Source organism: Pseudomonas sp. NFACC42-2 (genome assembly GCF_900116055.1).
Classification (GTDB): Bacteria; Pseudomonadota; Gammaproteobacteria; order Pseudomonadales; family Pseudomonadaceae; genus Aquipseudomonas; species Aquipseudomonas marginalis.
This window is the reverse complement of sequence record NZ_FOZO01000018.1, coordinates 48,759-64,678: the sequence shown is the minus strand read 5'-3', so window position 1 is coordinate 64,678 and position 15,920 is coordinate 48,759. Positions and strand designations below refer to the sequence as shown.

At 60.5% G+C, this 15,920-nt stretch carries 19 protein-coding genes; 9 read left to right on the top strand and 10 right to left on the bottom strand.

Annotated elements, in window-relative coordinates:
- Positions 1 to 174 precede the first annotated feature (174 nt).
- Entirely contained in the window at positions 175 to 1,143 is a 969-nt protein-coding gene (locus BM416_RS24135; RefSeq protein ID WP_027607652.1) for a polyprenyl synthetase family protein, read from the bottom strand.
- A 239-nt stretch (positions 1,144 to 1,382) separates the two neighbouring features.
- Between BM416_RS24135 and rplU the strand changes: the two genes are divergently transcribed.
- The 7 genes from rplU (at position 1,383) to BM416_RS24100 (ending at position 6,951) form a co-directional block, all read left to right on the top strand.
- The gene (gene rplU / locus BM416_RS24130; protein ID WP_003176051.1) at positions 1,383 to 1,697 is read left to right on the top strand and encodes a 50S ribosomal protein L21; all 315 of its coding nucleotides are present in this window, start codon (positions 1,383 to 1,385) and stop codon (positions 1,695 to 1,697) included.
- 34 nt (positions 1,698 to 1,731) lie between these two features.
- Positions 1,732 to 1,989, top strand: a complete 258-nt coding sequence (gene rpmA, locus BM416_RS24125) for a 50S ribosomal protein L27 (protein ID WP_003176049.1) — start codon at positions 1,732 to 1,734, stop codon at positions 1,987 to 1,989.
- A gap of 194 nt (positions 1,990 to 2,183) precedes the next feature.
- Positions 2,184 to 3,407 carry an Obg family GTPase CgtA gene (gene cgtA / locus BM416_RS24120; RefSeq protein ID WP_015885843.1) on the top strand — a complete coding sequence of 408 codons (1,224 nt, stop codon included), beginning with the start codon at positions 2,184 to 2,186 and terminating at the stop codon, positions 3,405 to 3,407.
- Positions 3,408 to 3,516: 109 nt separating this feature from the next.
- Complete coding sequence (gene proB, locus BM416_RS24115; RefSeq protein WP_065939004.1) at positions 3,517 to 4,635, top strand: glutamate 5-kinase; 1,119 nt, start codon at positions 3,517 to 3,519, stop codon at positions 4,633 to 4,635.
- Between the two features lie 16 nt (positions 4,636 to 4,651).
- Entirely contained in the window at positions 4,652 to 5,116 is a 465-nt protein-coding gene (locus BM416_RS24110; protein ID WP_034100556.1) for a CreA family protein, read from the top strand.
- Positions 5,117 to 5,217: 101 nt separating this feature from the next.
- A complete protein-coding gene (locus BM416_RS24105; protein WP_065925972.1) occupies positions 5,218 to 5,700 on the top strand; it encodes a glutathione peroxidase in 483 nt (160 codons plus the stop codon).
- Between the two features lie 147 nt (positions 5,701 to 5,847).
- The gene (locus BM416_RS24100) at positions 5,848 to 6,951 is read left to right on the top strand and encodes an NADH:flavin oxidoreductase (protein ID WP_065925973.1); all 1,104 of its coding nucleotides are present in this window, start codon (positions 5,848 to 5,850) and stop codon (positions 6,949 to 6,951) included.
- 855 nt (positions 6,952 to 7,806) lie between these two features.
- Here the strand turns inward: BM416_RS24100 and BM416_RS24095 are convergent.
- Together BM416_RS24095 and cysZ are read right to left on the bottom strand one after the other, a co-directional pair.
- Positions 7,807 to 8,985 (bottom strand): glycosyltransferase family 4 protein, encoded by a 1,179-nt coding sequence (locus BM416_RS24095; protein WP_092489702.1) that lies wholly within the window; start codon positions 8,983 to 8,985, stop codon positions 7,807 to 7,809.
- A gap of 54 nt (positions 8,986 to 9,039) precedes the next feature.
- On the bottom strand, positions 9,040 to 9,804 hold the full coding sequence (cysZ, locus tag BM416_RS24090; protein WP_027607646.1) for a sulfate transporter CysZ: 765 nt from the start codon (positions 9,802 to 9,804) through the stop codon (positions 9,040 to 9,042).
- Between the two features lie 294 nt (positions 9,805 to 10,098).
- Between cysZ and trxB the strand changes: the two genes are divergently transcribed.
- Entirely contained in the window at positions 10,099 to 11,061 is a 963-nt protein-coding gene (gene trxB, locus BM416_RS24080; protein ID WP_025858049.1) for a thioredoxin-disulfide reductase, read from the top strand.
- A gap of 102 nt (positions 11,062 to 11,163) precedes the next feature.
- On the opposite strand, the gene BM416_RS24075 is transcribed toward trxB, so the two are convergent.
- From BM416_RS24075 to BM416_RS24050, 6 genes are read right to left on the bottom strand one after another with little or no spacing between them, the layout of a single operon-like run.
- Positions 11,164 to 11,505 (bottom strand): HopJ type III effector protein, encoded by a 342-nt coding sequence (locus tag BM416_RS24075; protein ID WP_065925976.1) that lies wholly within the window; start codon positions 11,503 to 11,505, stop codon positions 11,164 to 11,166.
- Complete coding sequence (locus BM416_RS24070) at positions 11,498 to 11,794, bottom strand: DUF1244 domain-containing protein (RefSeq protein WP_139237772.1); 297 nt, start codon at positions 11,792 to 11,794, stop codon at positions 11,498 to 11,500. Before BM416_RS24070 ends, BM416_RS24075 begins: the two co-directional genes overlap by 8 nt.
- A 23-nt stretch (positions 11,795 to 11,817) precedes the next feature.
- Positions 11,818 to 12,189 carry a dihydroneopterin triphosphate 2'-epimerase gene (folX, locus tag BM416_RS24065; protein WP_003194073.1) on the bottom strand — a complete coding sequence of 124 codons (372 nt, stop codon included), beginning with the start codon at positions 12,187 to 12,189 and terminating at the stop codon, positions 11,818 to 11,820.
- 2 nt (positions 12,190 to 12,191) lie between these two features.
- Entirely contained in the window at positions 12,192 to 12,752 is a 561-nt protein-coding gene (gene folE, locus BM416_RS24060) for a GTP cyclohydrolase I FolE (protein WP_027607643.1), read from the bottom strand.
- 20 nt (positions 12,753 to 12,772) lie between these two features.
- Complete coding sequence (folM, locus tag BM416_RS24055; protein ID WP_092489699.1) at positions 12,773 to 13,483, bottom strand: dihydromonapterin reductase; 711 nt, start codon at positions 13,481 to 13,483, stop codon at positions 12,773 to 12,775.
- Between the two features lie 57 nt (positions 13,484 to 13,540).
- On the bottom strand, positions 13,541 to 14,101 hold the full coding sequence (locus tag BM416_RS24050) for an antibiotic biosynthesis monooxygenase (protein WP_092489698.1): 561 nt from the start codon (positions 14,099 to 14,101) through the stop codon (positions 13,541 to 13,543).
- Between the two features lie 214 nt (positions 14,102 to 14,315).
- Between BM416_RS24050 and BM416_RS24045 the strand changes: the two genes are divergently transcribed.
- On the top strand, positions 14,316 to 15,275 hold the full coding sequence (locus BM416_RS24045; protein ID WP_092489697.1) for a MerR family transcriptional regulator: 960 nt from the start codon (positions 14,316 to 14,318) through the stop codon (positions 15,273 to 15,275).
- Positions 15,276 to 15,277: 2 nt separating this feature from the next.
- Here BM416_RS24045 and BM416_RS24040 read toward each other — a convergent pair whose 3' ends face one another.
- Positions 15,278 to 15,883 carry a hypothetical protein gene (locus tag BM416_RS24040; RefSeq protein WP_092489696.1) on the bottom strand — a complete coding sequence of 202 codons (606 nt, stop codon included), beginning with the start codon at positions 15,881 to 15,883 and terminating at the stop codon, positions 15,278 to 15,280.
- Between the last annotated feature and the right edge of the window lie 37 nt (positions 15,884 to 15,920).

The window sequence follows — 15,920 nt, the reverse complement described above, 5'->3', positions numbered from 1 at the left end:
TCAGGGATGACTAAAAGTCGCACATTATATAGGGTTTTGTGATGTTGCAGGCTGTATGAAATCCAAATGTGGGAGGGGCTTGCCCCGATGACGGTGTTCCAGCCGATATATCGACTGGCCGATCCACCGCCATCGGGAGCAAGCCCCCCCACACATTGGTCTTGCAGGTATGTTTTAGTGAGTACGGGCGACCGCAAACTCACTCAGCTCAACCAGGGCATCCCGGTACTCGCTGGCCGGCAGGGCTTGCAGGCACTGGATCGCACGGGCTACGTAGTCACGCGCCAGTTGCGCGGTGTACTCCAGGGAACCGGAAGCTTCCACGGCAGCGCGGATGGCCTCCAGGTCTTCGATCCCGCCTTTCTGGATCGCCTTGCGCACGAGTGCCGCCTGTTCCGGCGTGCCTTCGCGCATGGTGTAGATCAGCGGCAAGGTCGGTTTGCCTTCGGCCAGGTCGTCGCCGACGTTCTTGCCCAGGGTTTCTGCATCGCCACGGTAGTCGAGGAGGTCGTCTACCAGTTGGAACGCCACGCCCAGGTGATCACCGAAGGTACGCAGGGCTTCGGCCTGCTCGGCGGTCGCGCCACAGAGCGCGGCGGCACTGTGTGTGGAGGCTTCGAAGAGCATCGCGGTCTTGCCGCGAATCACTTCCATATAGGTTTCTTCGGTGGTGCTGGCGTCGCGAACCTTGGACAGCTGCAGCACTTCGCCTTCAGCGATGATGCGCGTGGCCTGGGAAAGAATCTTCATCACCGGCATCGAGCCCAGCTCGACCATCATTTCGAACGAGCGCGAGTACAGGAAGTCGCCCACCAGCACGCTCGGGGCATTGCCCCACATCGCATTGGCGGTCTCGCGGCCACGGCGCATGCCGGACATGTCGACCACGTCGTCATGCAGCAGGGTCGCGGTGTGCAGGAATTCGATGGTGGCGGCCAGCAGGCGCAGATCATCGCCTTCGCGGCCCAGGGCCTTGCCACACAGCAGCACTAATAAAGGACGCAGGCGTTTACCGCCCGCCGACGTAATGTAGTCGCCAATTTTGGAGACCAGCGGCACTTTAGACGTCAGCTGCTGCTTGATGATGCCGTCGACGGCGCTAAAATCGTCCGCGACCGCGCGGTAGAAAGCTTGGGGTTGCATCAGCGACAGTCGCTCCAGAAGGGTTGCGCGGCATGCTAGGACCCTGACCCCCGGGTGTCAAGGCGCGATAGACGGCCACTTGCAACACCCATTTACCTTGCGTACAATCGCGCACCCTGAACTTCCTGGGCAGCACCTGCCTTACGCAATTGCATTCGGGACGTCCATCCCATGCAGCCATGCCAGCCAATACCTCTTCTTATAAAGCGCTGGGTGAGCAGGATTATCGGAGAAATACCATGTCGTACGCAGTAATTGTTACTGGTGGCAAGCAATACAAGGTCGCCCCAGGTGAATACCTGAAGATCGAAAAACTGGAAATCGCTACCGGCGAATCCGTTACCTTTGATCGCGTTCTGTTGGTCGCCAATGGCGATGACGTGAACATCGGCGCTCCAGTTGTTGCTGGCGCTACCGTTGTGGCTGAAGTGATCTCCCAAGGTCGTCACGATAAAGTCCGCATCATCAAGTTCCGTCGTCGTAAGCACCACATGAAGCGTATGGGCCACCGCCAGTGGTACACCGAGATCAAAATCACCGGTATTCAGGCTTAATTTCAGCCTAATTCCTCACTAGGAGAATTGACTCATGGCACACAAAAAAGCTGGTGGTAGTACCCGTAACGGTCGCGACTCAGAAGCCAAACGCCTTGGCGTTAAGATGTATGGCGGCCAGAAAATCATTCCGGGCAACATCATCGTGCGTCAGCGCGGCACCCAATTCCACGCCGGTTACGGTGTTGGCATGGGTAAAGATCACACCCTCTTCGCGAAAATCGAAGGCGTGATCAAGTTTGAAGTAAAAGGCGCGTTCAACCGCCGTTACGTGAGCGTTGTCGCCGCTTAATTGCGCGATCGCTGGAAAAGCCCTGTCTTGCGACGGGGCTTTTTCGTTTGTGGAGTGAGTCTCTTGCAAAGCTGTTTGTAATGGGCTCGAGCAGCTGGATTTGCGGCTGTTGATTGAGGTCGCTGCGCTCATTTTTGCAAGAGTCTTATGTCTTGGTTTCTTAAGCTCGTCCATGCGGCGAGAGGCGTTTTGTTATGAAGTTCGTTGATGAAGTTTCCATCCGAGTAAAAGCAGGCGACGGCGGTAACGGTTGCATGAGTTTCCGTCGCGAAAAATTCATCGAAAACGGTGGCCCCAACGGCGGTGACGGCGGTGACGGCGGCTCCATCTACATGATGGCCGACGAAAACCTCAACACCTTGGTGGACTACCGTTACACCCGGCATTTCGATGCCGAGCGTGGCTCCAACGGCGGCAGCACCGACTGCACCGGTAAAAAAGGCGAAGACCTGGTACTGCGCGTACCGGTCGGCACCACGATCATCGACTCCGCGACCCAGGAAGTGATTGGCGACCTGACCAAGGCCGGCCAGAAACTGATGGTTGTACAGGGCGGCTGGCACGGTCTGGGTAACACCCGATTCAAGTCCAGTACCAACCGTGCACCGCGCCAGACCACGCCCGGCAAGCCGGGCGAGCAGCGCGACCTGAAACTGGAAATGAAGGTACTGGCTGACGTGGGCCTGCTGGGCCTGCCGAACGCCGGCAAAAGTACCTTCATCCGCTCGGTGTCGGCCGCCAAGCCGAAAGTCGCCGACTACCCGTTCACCACCCTGGTGCCAAACCTGGGCGTGGTCAGCGTCGACCGCTGGAAAAGCTTTGTGATCGCCGACATTCCCGGCCTGATCGAAGGGGCTTCCGACGGCGCAGGCCTGGGGATTCGCTTCCTCAAGCATTTGTCCCGTACCCGTTTGCTGCTGCACCTCGTCGACATGGCGCCCTTGGATGACACCAGTGCACCGGACGCCGCCGAAGTGATCGTCAGCGAACTGACCAAGTTCAGTCCGGCCCTGGCCGAGCGCGATCGCTGGTTGGTGCTGAACAAATGCGACCAGATCCTCGAAGAAGAGCACGAGGAGCGCGTCAAGGAAATCGTCGATCGCCTGGAATGGACCGGCCCGGTCTACGTGATCTCGGCGATCGCCAAAGAAGGCACCGAGCGCTTGACCCGCGACATCATGCGCTACCTGGAAGACCGTGCCGACCGTCTGGCGGCCGACCCGGTATTCAAGGCCGAACTCGCCGAACTCGATCAGCAGATCGAAGACGAGGCCCGTGCCCAGTTGCAGGCCCTGGATGACCAACGTGCCCTGCGCCGCAGCGGCGTGAAGTCGGTCCATGACATCGGCGACGATGATTGGGACGAAGAAGACGTGGATGACGAAGACGGTCCGGAAATCATTTACGTGCGCGACTGATCCGTTGCGATAAACTTGAACGCCGCTCCCTGGAGCGGCGTTTTGGTATCCGGGTATAACGTTATGGGCGGCGCTGGGTCGCGCGGCCCTCAATCTAAGGTTGAAGATGATGCGGAGCAAAGTGACAGGTGCGCAGCGCTGGGTCGTAAAGATCGGAAGTGCGCTGCTGACGGCGGATGGCAAAGGCCTGGATCGTGCAGCCATGAGCGTCTGGGTCGAGCAGATGGTGGCCTTGCATGAAGCAGGTGTCGAGTTGGTGCTGGTGTCGTCCGGGGCGGTTGCCGCCGGGATGAGCCGCCTCGGCTGGACCGCGCGACCCAGCGCGATGCACGAGCTGCAAGCCGCCGCAGCCATCGGCCAGATGGGCCTGGTGCAAGCCTGGGAATCCAGCTTTGCCGAGCATGGCCGCCACACGGCGCAGATCCTGCTGACCCACGATGACCTGTCCGACCGCAAGCGCTACCTCAACGCCCGCAGCACCTTGCGTGCGCTGGTGGAGCTCAAGGTCATCCCGGTGATCAACGAGAACGACACCGTGGTCACCGACGAGATCCGTTTCGGCGACAACGATACCCTGGCCGCGCTGGTGGCCAACCTGGTGGAGGCCGACCTGCTGGTGATCCTCACCGACCGCGACGGCATGTTCGACGCCGACCCGCGCCACAACCCCGATGCCCAACTGATCTACGAAGCGCGCGCCGATGACCCGGCGCTCGACGCCGTGGCCGGCAGCGTCGGCGGCGCCCTGGGGCGTGGCGGCATGCAGACCAAGTTGCGCGCAGCACGCCTGGCAGCACGTTCCGGGGCCCACACCATCATCGTCGGTGGGCGCCTGGAGCGTGTACTGGATCGCCTCAAGGCCGGTGAGCGCATCGGTACGTTGCTGTCGCCCGAACGCGGCATGCTGGCAGCGCGCAAGCAATGGCTGGCCGGGCACCTGCAAACCCGTGGCACCCTGGTGCTCGACGATGGCGCGGTGTCGGCGTTGTCCCAGGGCAACAAGAGCCTGCTGCCGGTGGGCGTCAAGTTGGTGCAAGGCAGCTTCCGCCGTGGCGAGATGGTGGTATGCGTGGCGCCCGACGGTCGTGAGATCGCCCGTGGCCTGGCCAACTACAGCGCCCTGGAAGCGCAGAAAATCATTGGACAATCGTCTGACGCGATTGTCGGACTCTTGGGTTACATGGCGGAACCGGAACTGGTTCACCGCGATAACCTGATCCTGGTCTAAACAAAGGGAATACACGATGCGCGTGATGAAGGGATTGCTCGGCCTGCTGTTGGCCATGCCGCTGCTGGCTTCGGCCGAAGAAGTTGGCCAGGTGTCGACGGTGTTCAAGTTCGTCGGCCCCAACGACCGGATTGTGGTCGAAGCGTTCGATGACCCCAAGGTCGACGGCGTGACCTGCTATTTGTCGCGCGCCAAGACCGGCGGCGTGAAAGGCGGCCTGGGCCTGGCCGAAGACCGTGCCGAAGCCTCGATCGCCTGCCGTCAGGTCGGCCCGATTCGCTTCAAGGGCGAGCTCAAGGACGGCGACGAAGTGTTCAAGGAGCGCACCTCGCTGGTGTTCAAGACCATGCAGGTGGTGCGTTTCCTCGACAAGAAGCGCAATACCCTGGTGTACCTGGTCTACAGTGACCGCTTGATCGAAGGCAGCCCGCAGAACGCGGTGACGGCGATTCCTATTCTGCCGTGGCCGACCGCTCAGTAATCCGCAGGCAAGTTTTGCAATCGGCGTCTATGATTGCAGGCTTGCGGGTTGTAATCTCGAAGCGCTGCTTTGCTAAGAACATGGGAAATCTGGAGTTCGTCATGAGTGCTTTCCACGACCTGAAACTCAAAGCTTTGGACGGACAAGAGCTGCCGCTGGCGCCCTTCAAGGGGCACGTTGTGCTGGTGGTCAACGTAGCCTCCAAATGTGGCCTGACCCCGCAATACGCTGCGTTGGAAAACCTCTATCAGCAGTACAAGGACCAGGGTTTTACTGTGCTTGGCCTGCCGTGCAACCAGTTTGCTGGCCAGGAACCGGGCACCGAGGAGGAAATCCGCGAGTTCTGCAGCCTGAACTACGGCGTGACCTTCCCCCTGGGCAGCAAGCTCGATGTGAACGGCCCTGAGCGTCACCAGCTGTACCGTTTGCTGGCGGGCGAGGGCGCCGAGTTTCCAGGGGATATCACCTGGAATTTCGAGAAATTCCTGCTGGGCAAGGATGGCCGGGTCCTCGCGCGATTCTCGCCGCGCACTGCACCGGATGATCCGACGGTCGTGCAGGCCATCGAAAAAGCCCTGAATTGAGCAACTGCAGGCCCAGCTTCAAGTTTCAGATTTGAAGCTGGCTGCTGCTTTCATACCCCTTAATCACCCAAATCAATAGTGCTGTTCAGCGCTCTGCACTCCCCATATTATCCGCATCATAAACCTCGTCTTCCGCGGAGTGCTCCCATGCCTGTCCAAGCCTTGTTCAAACCGTTCCAGCTCGGTGCACTGCAGCTGTCGACCCGTGTGGTCATGGCGCCGATGACCCGTTCGTTTTCCCCAGGTGGCGTGCCTGATTCCAAGGTCATCGAGTACTACCGCCGCCGTGCCGCTGCCGGCGTGGGCCTGATCATTACCGAAGGCACCGTGGTCGGTCACCCGGCCTCCAACGGCTACCCGAATGTCCCGCATTTCTACGGCGAGGCGGCGCTGGCCGGCTGGAAGAAGGTCGTCGATGCCGTGCACGCCGAAGGTGGCAAGATTGTCCCGCAGCTCTGGCACGTGGGCAGTGTGCGCCGCATCGGTACCGAGCCTGACGCCAGTGTGCCGGCCTACGGCCCGATGGAAAAACTCAAGGATGGCAACGTGGTCGTCCACGGCATGACCACCCAGGACATCAAGGATGTCATTGCCGCGTTCGCCCAAGCCGCCAAGGATGCCCAGGGCATCGGCATGGACGGCGTGGAGATCCATGGCGCCCACGGCTATCTGGTCGACCAGTTCTTCTGGGAAGGCAGCAACCAGCGCACCGACGAATACGGCGGCAGCCTGGCCAACCGTTCGCGCTTTGCCATCGAACTGATCCAGGCCACCCGCGCCGCCGTCGGCCCGGACTTCCCGATCATCTTGCGTTTCTCCCAGTGGAAGCAGCAGGACTACACCGCACGCCTGGTGCAAACCCCCGAGGCCTTGGGTGAATTCCTCAAGCCGTTGTCTGACGCAGGTGTGGATATTTTCCACTGCTCCACCCGTCGTTTCTGGGAGCCGGAGTTCGAAGGTTCTGACCTCAACCTCGCCGGCTGGACCCGCCAACTCACGGGCAAACCGACGATCACCGTAGGCAGTGTCGGCCTGGATGGTGAATTCCTGCAGTTCATGGTCAACACCGACAAGGTTGCGCAACCGGCCAGTCTGGAAAAACTGCTGGAGCGCTTGAACAACGACGAGTTCGACCTGGTCGCTGTTGGTCGTGCGCTGCTGGTAGACCCGGATTGGGCGGTCAAGGTGCGTGAAGGTCGTGAAGGCGACATTCTGCCGTTCAGTCGCGAGGCGTTGACGACCCTGGTGTAGGGGGGAGCCCAGGCCTGCGTTCACTATCGACGGCTGAGCGTGAGGGTTTCGCTGTTTCAGGCAAAAGGCCGGGTATTGAGTACCCGGCCTTCCGCTTGTGTTCAGACCATCATTCGCCTTAATGCTTATTGCCTTGTCCTTGGTCCATATGGATTAAAGCTAGAAGTGCTGTCCGTCTGGTCGGAACGTGCCCATTGAGGTTGCCTGACGGAACATTGCTCCTGGTTTGGGCGCGTACCCCCAGGTAGTGGAAGGCGGTCAGTGGGCTGCGGGCGTTGCCAGTCGTTCTGCGCCGGCTGCCAGGCGTTTTGCGGGTGTGTGGACTGTGGGCGGTTGTCATGGTTGTGCGGTGGGCGTTGCCAGTCGTTCTGCGCCGGCCGCCAGGCGTTTTGCGGGCGTGTGGACTGCGGGCGGTTGTCATGGTTGTGCGATGGGTGTTGCCAGTCATTCTGCGCCGTTTGCCAGTTGTTTTGCGGGCGCGAAGGTTGCGGGCGGTTCCAGCCAGTGTTTGCGTGGTTCTGGTGGTTGTGACCGCTTCCGGATGGGGATGCCCATGCCGAGTGGTTGAAGGGTTGGAATCTCAGCGCCATTGATCCATTTATCAGTGTCGACATAGTGCTCTCTATTAGTTTTTCAGCATGAATGACCTGCCTCGTTCGAGTGTGTTTCACAGGGACACACCCCCTCTTACGGCAGGTGTCATATCAGTGGTGATAATTCCCTCGACGTTCCGGAAATATCCTGTTGTGGCGTGCCGATTCAGGCAATCTCAGGCAGGGATTCCTACCGTTGAAACCAATATTCAAGGGGTAGGCAGGCAGGACGGGGAATTGGCCTACGTCATTCGTAGAGCGTTCAACGAATGTCAGGCAGTGTTGGAGCTGCCAAATGTTCTGCGCACACATCGCGTAACTGGTTCTCGAACTGCTCGATAATCGCCGGCCAGCCCTGGCGGCTCGCATGTTGGCGTGCATTGAGGCGGGCCCTGCGCAAATGTTCGCTGTCTTCCAGCAACCATCTGGCCGCATCGCAAAACGCGTCCTCATCACCCGGCATGGCCAGCACACCGTTGTAACCATGGCGGATATGCTGGGTCGCCGCCGCCTGGTCGTACGCCACCACACCCAGCCCGGAGGCCATGGCTTCGAGCACCACATTGCCGAAGGTTTCGGTCAGGCTGGGGAACAGGAACACATCCCCTGATGCGTAATGCCGCGCCAGTTCTTCGCCGCGCTGGGTGCCACAGAACACCGCGTCGGGCAGGTCGCGCTCGAGCATCGGGCGTTGCGGGCCATCGCCGACGATGATCAGCTTCAGCCGACGCTGTGGATAGGTCGCCAGCAGCGCGTCAAAGCAGCGCTTGAGCAGCCCGAGGTTTTTCTCCTGGGCCAGGCGCCCCACGTGCAGCACGGCAATATCGTCGTTTTCCAGGCCCCAGCTTTCCCGTAGTGCGTTGTCACGCTTGGCCGGGTGGAATAACTGGCTGTCCACCCCGCGCGCCAGCATCCCCAGGCGCTCGAAATGCCGACGCTCCAGTTCCAGGCGTTGGCTGGCGCTGGGCACCAGGGTCAAGGTCGAGCGGTTATGAAACCAGCGCAGGTAATGCGTGACCATACGGCTTAACAGGCTCAAGCCGTACTGGTTGGAGTACTGCTGGAAATTGGTGTGAAAACCGCTGACCACACTGATTCCCAGGCGCCGCGCCGCCCGCAGCGCCGACAGCCCCAGCGGGCCCTCGGTGGCGATGTAGAGCACGTCGGGGCGCTGGCGTGTCCAGCGGCGCAGCAACTTGTGCATCGACGACTGGCCCCATTGCAGGCCTGGGTAACCCGGCAGCGGCCAGCCGCGGCAGAGCAGCAAGCCATCATCGCTGGGCCGGCTGGCATCGGCGCCCTGACGCGGGCGGACCAGTTCGACTTGATGGCCGCGCGCGCGCAAACCTTCGCACAGGCGGCCAAGGGTATTGGCCACCCCGTTGATCTCTGGCGGGAAGGTTTCGGTGATGAGAGTGATGTGGAGCGAAGCTGTCGTCATGACCCACAGTGTCGCCGTGGGCCATGTCGCCATTGTGTCATGCAGATGATGGATTTATGACTTGGCCACTTTCGGCGTCGCCATGGCCTCGGCGCCCTGTTCACGCACCCAGAACAACGTCGCCCCGGCCACTGCCGCCGGCATCATCAGCAGGTTGACCACCGGCACCAGCAGCACCAGGTAGACGATGCCGCCGAAGCTCATGCTCTGCCAGCGTTTCTGGCGCAGCCAGGCGAGCATTTCGTTCCAGCCCAGCTTGTGGTTATCCGCGGGGTAGTCGATGTATTGGATCGCCATCATCCACACGCCGAACAGCAGCCACAAAGGCGCGGCGATCAGGTTGACCACCGGAATGAACGACAGGATAAACAAACCGATGGCCCGTGGCAGGAAATAGCCCAGCTTGCGCATTTCCCGGGCCAGGGTACGCGGAACCATTTCAATCAGTTCGCCCCAGCTGAAGGCCGGGAAGTCATCGGTACCCCGTACCACCACTTCGACTTTCTCGGAGAGAAAGCCATTGAACGGTGCCGCGATGATATTGGCGAGCATGGTGAAGGTGAAAAACACCATCAGCACCACCAGCACCACAAACAGCGGCCATAGCAGGTAATTCAGAAAGCTCAGCCAGCCGGGCAGGGTCGGCATCAAGTGGTCGACCCACAGGCTGAACTGATGGCCGGCAAAGTAGATCAAGCCGACGAACAGCACCAGGTTGATCGCCAGCGGCAGCAGCACAAACAGGCGTAGGCCGGGGCTCAGCACCAGTTTGAGGCCTTCACGCAGGTATTGCGGGCCGGAAAGAACAGGGGCGGGCATGGAGAACTCCGAGCAGGATGACGAACGCGCCGACCTTACCGGCTTTGCCTTCAAGGCGAAAGTGTGGTCGGTGTGACGACATCAACGGTAACAAAGGCGTCGATTAATCGGCCTGACTGCATAGAGACCGCCTATGAGCTGGATTGTTATTCCGTATTTCCTTAATCTTGCCCCCCTCGATACGCTGCACCCATTATTTTTCAGGGCCTGCGAGTTAAAGCCTTCCCCAAGTGCTTCGTGGACCCTTTTTTATTCCAGCCGTCTTGTAGTCCGGGCGGTCGATAGGAGTGAGTCATGTCTGATACCCGTCATTCGCGAGTGATTATTCTCGGTTCCGGCCCTGCCGGTTACAGCGCTGCCGTCTACGCTGCCCGGGCCAACCTCAAGCCGCTGCTGATCACCGGCATGCAGGCGGGCGGTCAGTTGACCACCACCACTGAAGTCGACAACTGGCCGGGCGATGTCCACGGCCTGACCGGCCCGGTGTTGATGGAGCGTATGAAAGAGCACGCCGAGCGCTTTGAAACCGAGATCGTGTTTGATCACATCAACAAGGTCGACTTCTCCAAGAAGCCTTACAGCCTCACCGGCGACAGCGGCGTCTACACCTGCGACGCACTGATCATCGCCACCGGCGCCAGCGCTCGCTACCTGGGCCTGCCATCGGAAGAAGCGTTCATGGGCAAAGGCGTTTCCGCTTGCGCCACCTGTGACGGTTTCTTCTACCGCAACAAGCCGGTCGCCGTGGTCGGTGGCGGCAACACGGCCGTGGAAGAGGCGCTGTACCTGGCCAACATCGCCAGCACCGTGACCCTGGTTCACCGCCGCGAGACGTTCCGCGCCGAGAAGATCCTGATCGACAAGCTGCACGCCCGTGTCGCCGAAGGCAAGATCATCCTCAAGCTCAACGCCACCCTGGATGAAGTCCTGGGCGACAACATGGGTGTGACCGGTGCTCGCCTGAAAAACAACGACGGCAGCTTCGACGAGCTGAAAGTCGACGGCGTGTTCATCGCCATCGGCCACACCCCGAACACATCGTTGTTCGAAGGCGTGCTGGAAGCCAAAGACGGTTACCTGGTGGTGCAAGGCGGTCGTGAAGGCAACGCCACCGCGACCAACATCGAAGGCATCTTCGCTGCCGGCGACGTGGCCGACCACGTCTACCGCCAGGCCATCACCTCGGCCGGCGCCGGTTGCATGGCGGCCCTGGACGCCGAGCGTTACCTCGACGGTTTGAAGGACGCTGCGTTCTAAATTGTTGAAATAAAAAAACCGGCTGCGAGGCCGGTTTTTTTATGGGTGCAATTTAAATCTGGGAGGGGCAAACCTCCTCCCACATTTTGATCTGCATCTGACTCAGGATTTGCGGGTCAGTGGCTGGGCGGCGAATTTCACACCTGCCAATCCATGGGCAATCAAGGCGCGGATATTGCCATGGTCACTGCCCTCAGGCGTGGCCACCACCGAGCGGTAATGCTCGCCAAACGCCAGCAGCGCTTCCTGGTCGCTCAAGCCTTCCAGCAGCGCCAGGCCCAAGGTCTTGCACGAACCTTCGTTCTGCCCGGCAGCGTTTTCCACATCGCCATTGGTGAAGGCCTGCGGCTGGTAATCGTAACCGGCAGCGACAAACGCCAGGGTGTCGGCAAAAACGTGGGCGCCGCTGTCGAGGCTGGCGCGCAGGGTGTTCAAATCAGTCATGGGGCTTTCCTTTGGCGAACGCCGCCTGTTGTTCGGCGCTGGCTTCTTGCTGGTATTGGGCTTTCCACTCGGCGTACGGCATGCCGTACACCACTTCACGGGCGTCATCGAGGCTCAGCTCGATCTGGCGCTCGTCGGCCTCGGCCTTGTACCACTTGGACAGGCAGTTACGGCAGAAACCGGCGAGGTTCATCAGGTCGATATTCTGCACATCCTTGCGGCTGTCCAGGTGCGCCACCAGGCGGCGGAAGGCGGCGGCTTCGAGTTCGAGGCGTTGTTGATCGTTCATAGGGCTCACTGACAATTCAGGGGTTAGCGGCTGGCCGCCAGGGTAATCGACACCGACTCGGCAAAGCGCAGCGCATGGGGCTTGTCCACTTCGACTTCGGCGTATAGCACCGATTCGTTGCTCATCACCAGGTCCAGCAGTTCCTGGGTCAGGCGCTCCAGCAAGGCAAAGCGGTTGCCTTCCACGTGGGCGATGATGGCCTTGGTGATGGTGCGGTAGTTCAGCGCGTGGTCGATGTCGTTGTCGCGCACGGCTTCCTGGGCGGCATACAGGATGGTCAGGTTGATCAGCACATCCTGCTTGTTGAGGATTTCGTCCTCATTGATACCGATGAAGGTGCGCAGGCACAGGTCCTTGACCCGGATGCGCGCCATGCCTGGTTGAAGTTGTGGCATTGCTACTTGCTCCGTCCAATCAGTTGCAGGAACTCCATGCGCGTGGTGTTCGACTCGCGGAACGCGCCGAGCATCACCGAGGTGTTCATGGTTGAATTCTGTTTTTCCACGCCGCGCATCATCATGCACATGTGCTTGGCTTCGATCACCACCGCCACTCCAGCGGCCTGGGTCACGTCCTGGATGGCGTCGGCGATTTGCCGGGTGAGGTTTTCCTGGATCTGCAGGCGCCGGGCGAACATGTCGACGATGCGTGCCAGCTTCGACAGGCCCAGCACCCTGCCGGTCGGAATATAGGCCACGTGGGCCTTGCCGATAAAGGGCAGCAGGTGATGCTCGCACAGCGAATACAGCTCGATGTCCTTGAGGATCACCATTTCGTCGTTGTCGGAGGCGAACAGTGCGCCGTTGACGATTTCCTCGAGGTTCTGTTCATAGCCATGACACAGGTACTGCATGGCCTTGGCGGCACGCTTGGGGGTGTCGAGCAAGCCTTCGCGTTCCGGGTCTTCGCCCAGGCCCTTGAGGATCTCGCGGTAATGGTGGGGCAGGGATAAGGTCATGCAACATCCTCACAAACGGCTTACTTGATATGCCGCCCGCCGTTGACGGTCAGGGTGGTACCGGTGACATAGGGGTTGTCCAGCAGGTAACGCACACTCTGGTAGATCACCTCGGGACCAGGCTCGATGCCCAGGGCCGACTTGGCCAGCACCTTGGTGCGATAGGCCGAGTCGTCCCCTTCGTTGAACATCACCATCGCCGGGGCGATGCCGTTGACCTTGATCAGCGGCGCAAACTGCGCGGCGAACGACAGCGTGAGGCTGTCGAGCCCGGCCTTGGTGGCGCAGTAGGCGATGTGCTGGCGGCTGCCCTTGCGCACCACGTCATCGCTGATATGCACGATGTCGGCAGGTGTAGAGCGTTGCAGCAAGGGTGAACAATGCAGGTTGATCAGGTACGGCGCAAGCATGTGCACGCTGAACATGTCGCGAAAGGCGCGGCTTTCGTCGCCCGGCGCCTCTGCGATCCAAGCCGAAGCGTTGTGGATGATCGCACGCAGGCTTTGGGTGTGGGTGTTCAGTTCAGCGATAAACGCGAGAATCCCGGCTTCGGTGGAAAAGTCGGCAAACACGCCGACTGCGCCACGCTCACGCAGGGCCTGCACGCCGGGGCGTTCGCTGCGGTAGCTGAAAATCACCGGCTGGCCTTCGTCCAGCAGGCGCTCGGCGCAATGCAGGCCGACGCGCTGGCCGGCGCCGGTGATCAGGATCGGGGCGTTCGTTGCAGTCATGGGAGGCTCGCGTCGCTGGCAGGCGCAAATCATACCAGCGACCGGCCGCCCCTGTACTCACGCCGCCGCTTCGGAGGCCTTGCGCGGGGCTGGCGCTGGGTGCAGCCAGTTCGCCAGCAGGTGGGTCGACAGCGGAATGAACCAGTACACCATCAAGGGCGTGAGTGCCATTGTGCTGACCAGCACACGTGGCCCCAGCTCGAATTCACTGAGCAGCGGCCCCAGGACGAAGTTGAACAGCAGCGACACCGGGAAAAACGCCAGCCAGATCGCCACCGCCTGCTTCCAGCGTGGCGGACGGGCACCCGCTGCGCCAAACCAGCCATCGATGCCCCGTACACGGTGCTCGGACGGGTCGGCGAACAAATCGCTGCCACGGCTCAACCACGCACTGCGTGAGGCGGAAAACTCCCAGGCGTGCAGGGTTTTCTCATCGGCGAAGCGGAAAATGATCTGGAATTCATCGTCATTGGGCGGTGGGGCCAGCACGCCGGAGCCCAGGTAACCGGGGAAGTCGGTGGCCAATTGCTCGCCTTCGCGCAGCCAGGCCATCAGTTCTTCGTAGCGCCCTTTGGCCACGCGGCGCGCAACCATCAAGGTGACGGGAGAGGTAGACATTGTGTATCTCCAAATGTACGGGTGCACTGGACCGTGTAGGTGGCGCACAGACGAAGCTGCGGGGTGTTGCAGCGACGTGTAAAAAGCAGGCAAGGATTATTCCTGTTTTACCCGAATACACCAGCGACATTGGTCCGAAAAGCGGGAAACTTGAAAAAGACAGGTGTAAAGGCGTTAAATGAGCGCCCAGTTAACGTTGGTTTTTTGGTCAAAAATGCCCGTGATTACTGCTCCGCTTGAAAGTGTTTCGCATCTGGATTCCACTGATTCTGATGAGCTGTTTCCGATCCGTGAAGTCTCGAGATTGACAGGCGTCAACCCGGTCACCCTGCGTGCCTGGGAGCGCCGTTATGGGCTGATACAGCCCACGCGCACCGAAAGTGGGCATCGCCTCTATTCCAAGGCCGATATACAGACAGTCCATCGTATTCTCGATTGGATCGAGCGCGGCGTCGCCGTGAGCAAAGTGGGCAAGATCCTCGCTCGCGACGATCAGCAGGCCGAAGCCGTTCGTGCGCAGCGCGATACCGTCGAGGAAAGCGAATGGCCGCAGTGGCAGGCGCGGTTGATGCAGGCCGTCAGCGACTTCGACGACCGTCAACTGGAACGTGTGTATGGGCAGGTCCTGGCGACCTACCCACTCGACGTGGTGTTTCAGGACATTCTGATGCCCCTGTGGAATGAGCTGTTGCGTCATCAGGGGCGTTTCGGCCAGGCCAGCGAGTGGCTGTTCTTCGACAACTTCCTGCGAGTACGTGCCCTGGAGCGCCTGCAACTGGCGTGTGCTTCACTCGTGCCGCGGGTATTGCTGGCGGCCATGGCGGGTGAGTGCCGCAAGTTGGAGTTGCTGGTGGCGGCGCTCTTGATGAGCCGGGACGACCTGGCCGTGAAGGTGCTGGGCATGGGGCAGCCGTTTGACGAGTTGACGCTGGTCTGCGAGAAGACTCACCCACAGGCGCTGATCCTCTTCTCCAATTACTCGCATAACCATGATCTTGCCGGGCGCTTGAACCGCTTGGCGTTGACCCTGGATTGCCCGCTGCTGCTTGCAGGTGCGGCGTCGGATCTTGCCGAGGACGACCTGGCCGGCACGTCCATCGGCTGCCTGGGCAATGAAGGTCGCTTGATGCGGCGGCGCTTGCAACAGTTTCTCAGCGGCGCGCTGGATACCTGATTTCAGGCATGCATGTGCGGGTGGACCAGGCGGTGCTGGTGCAGGATGAACTGACGCAGACGCTCGGTTTCATCCACGTCGCTTTGGCTCAAGCGGTAGGCAAACAAGCCCCGCGCCGTTTCCCGCTGGAATACGCCGCGCAGCGCGATGCGTTCGTAGCCCGACGGGCTGAACCACAGGGAAAAGGTTTTTGGCGGCTTGATCCGGCCGCGAATCTCCACCAGCACACCCTTGAATGACACTTCATGCACCCGCAGGGCGGCAGCAGCGCCACGGATGTTTTCCAGGGCCACCGGCGTTTCAAGCGCCAGTCGCCACGGGCGTATCATCGGCCCGTCTTCGAAAATACTCGGCACGCCCAAACGCAGATGCACTGCATTGAACTCATCCTCCACCAGATGCAGGGGGAAGGTCAGTTGCTGGTTGTCGAACTGCGCCTGGATGGTGAGGTGGTCATGGGCGGCCAGGCGGGTGAGCAAGTCGCGAATCTGTGCACCGCCGTTGACGGTCAGGCTCGACGAAGCATCCCGCAGGTTGAGTTGCGGGTTGTGCTGCATGTTCTGAATGAAATCCAGCTCATCCTGGGTCAGAAGCGCATTGCGTTGCATCGTGCTTGCTCAATGGAGGGGTATTAAAGTGCCATTA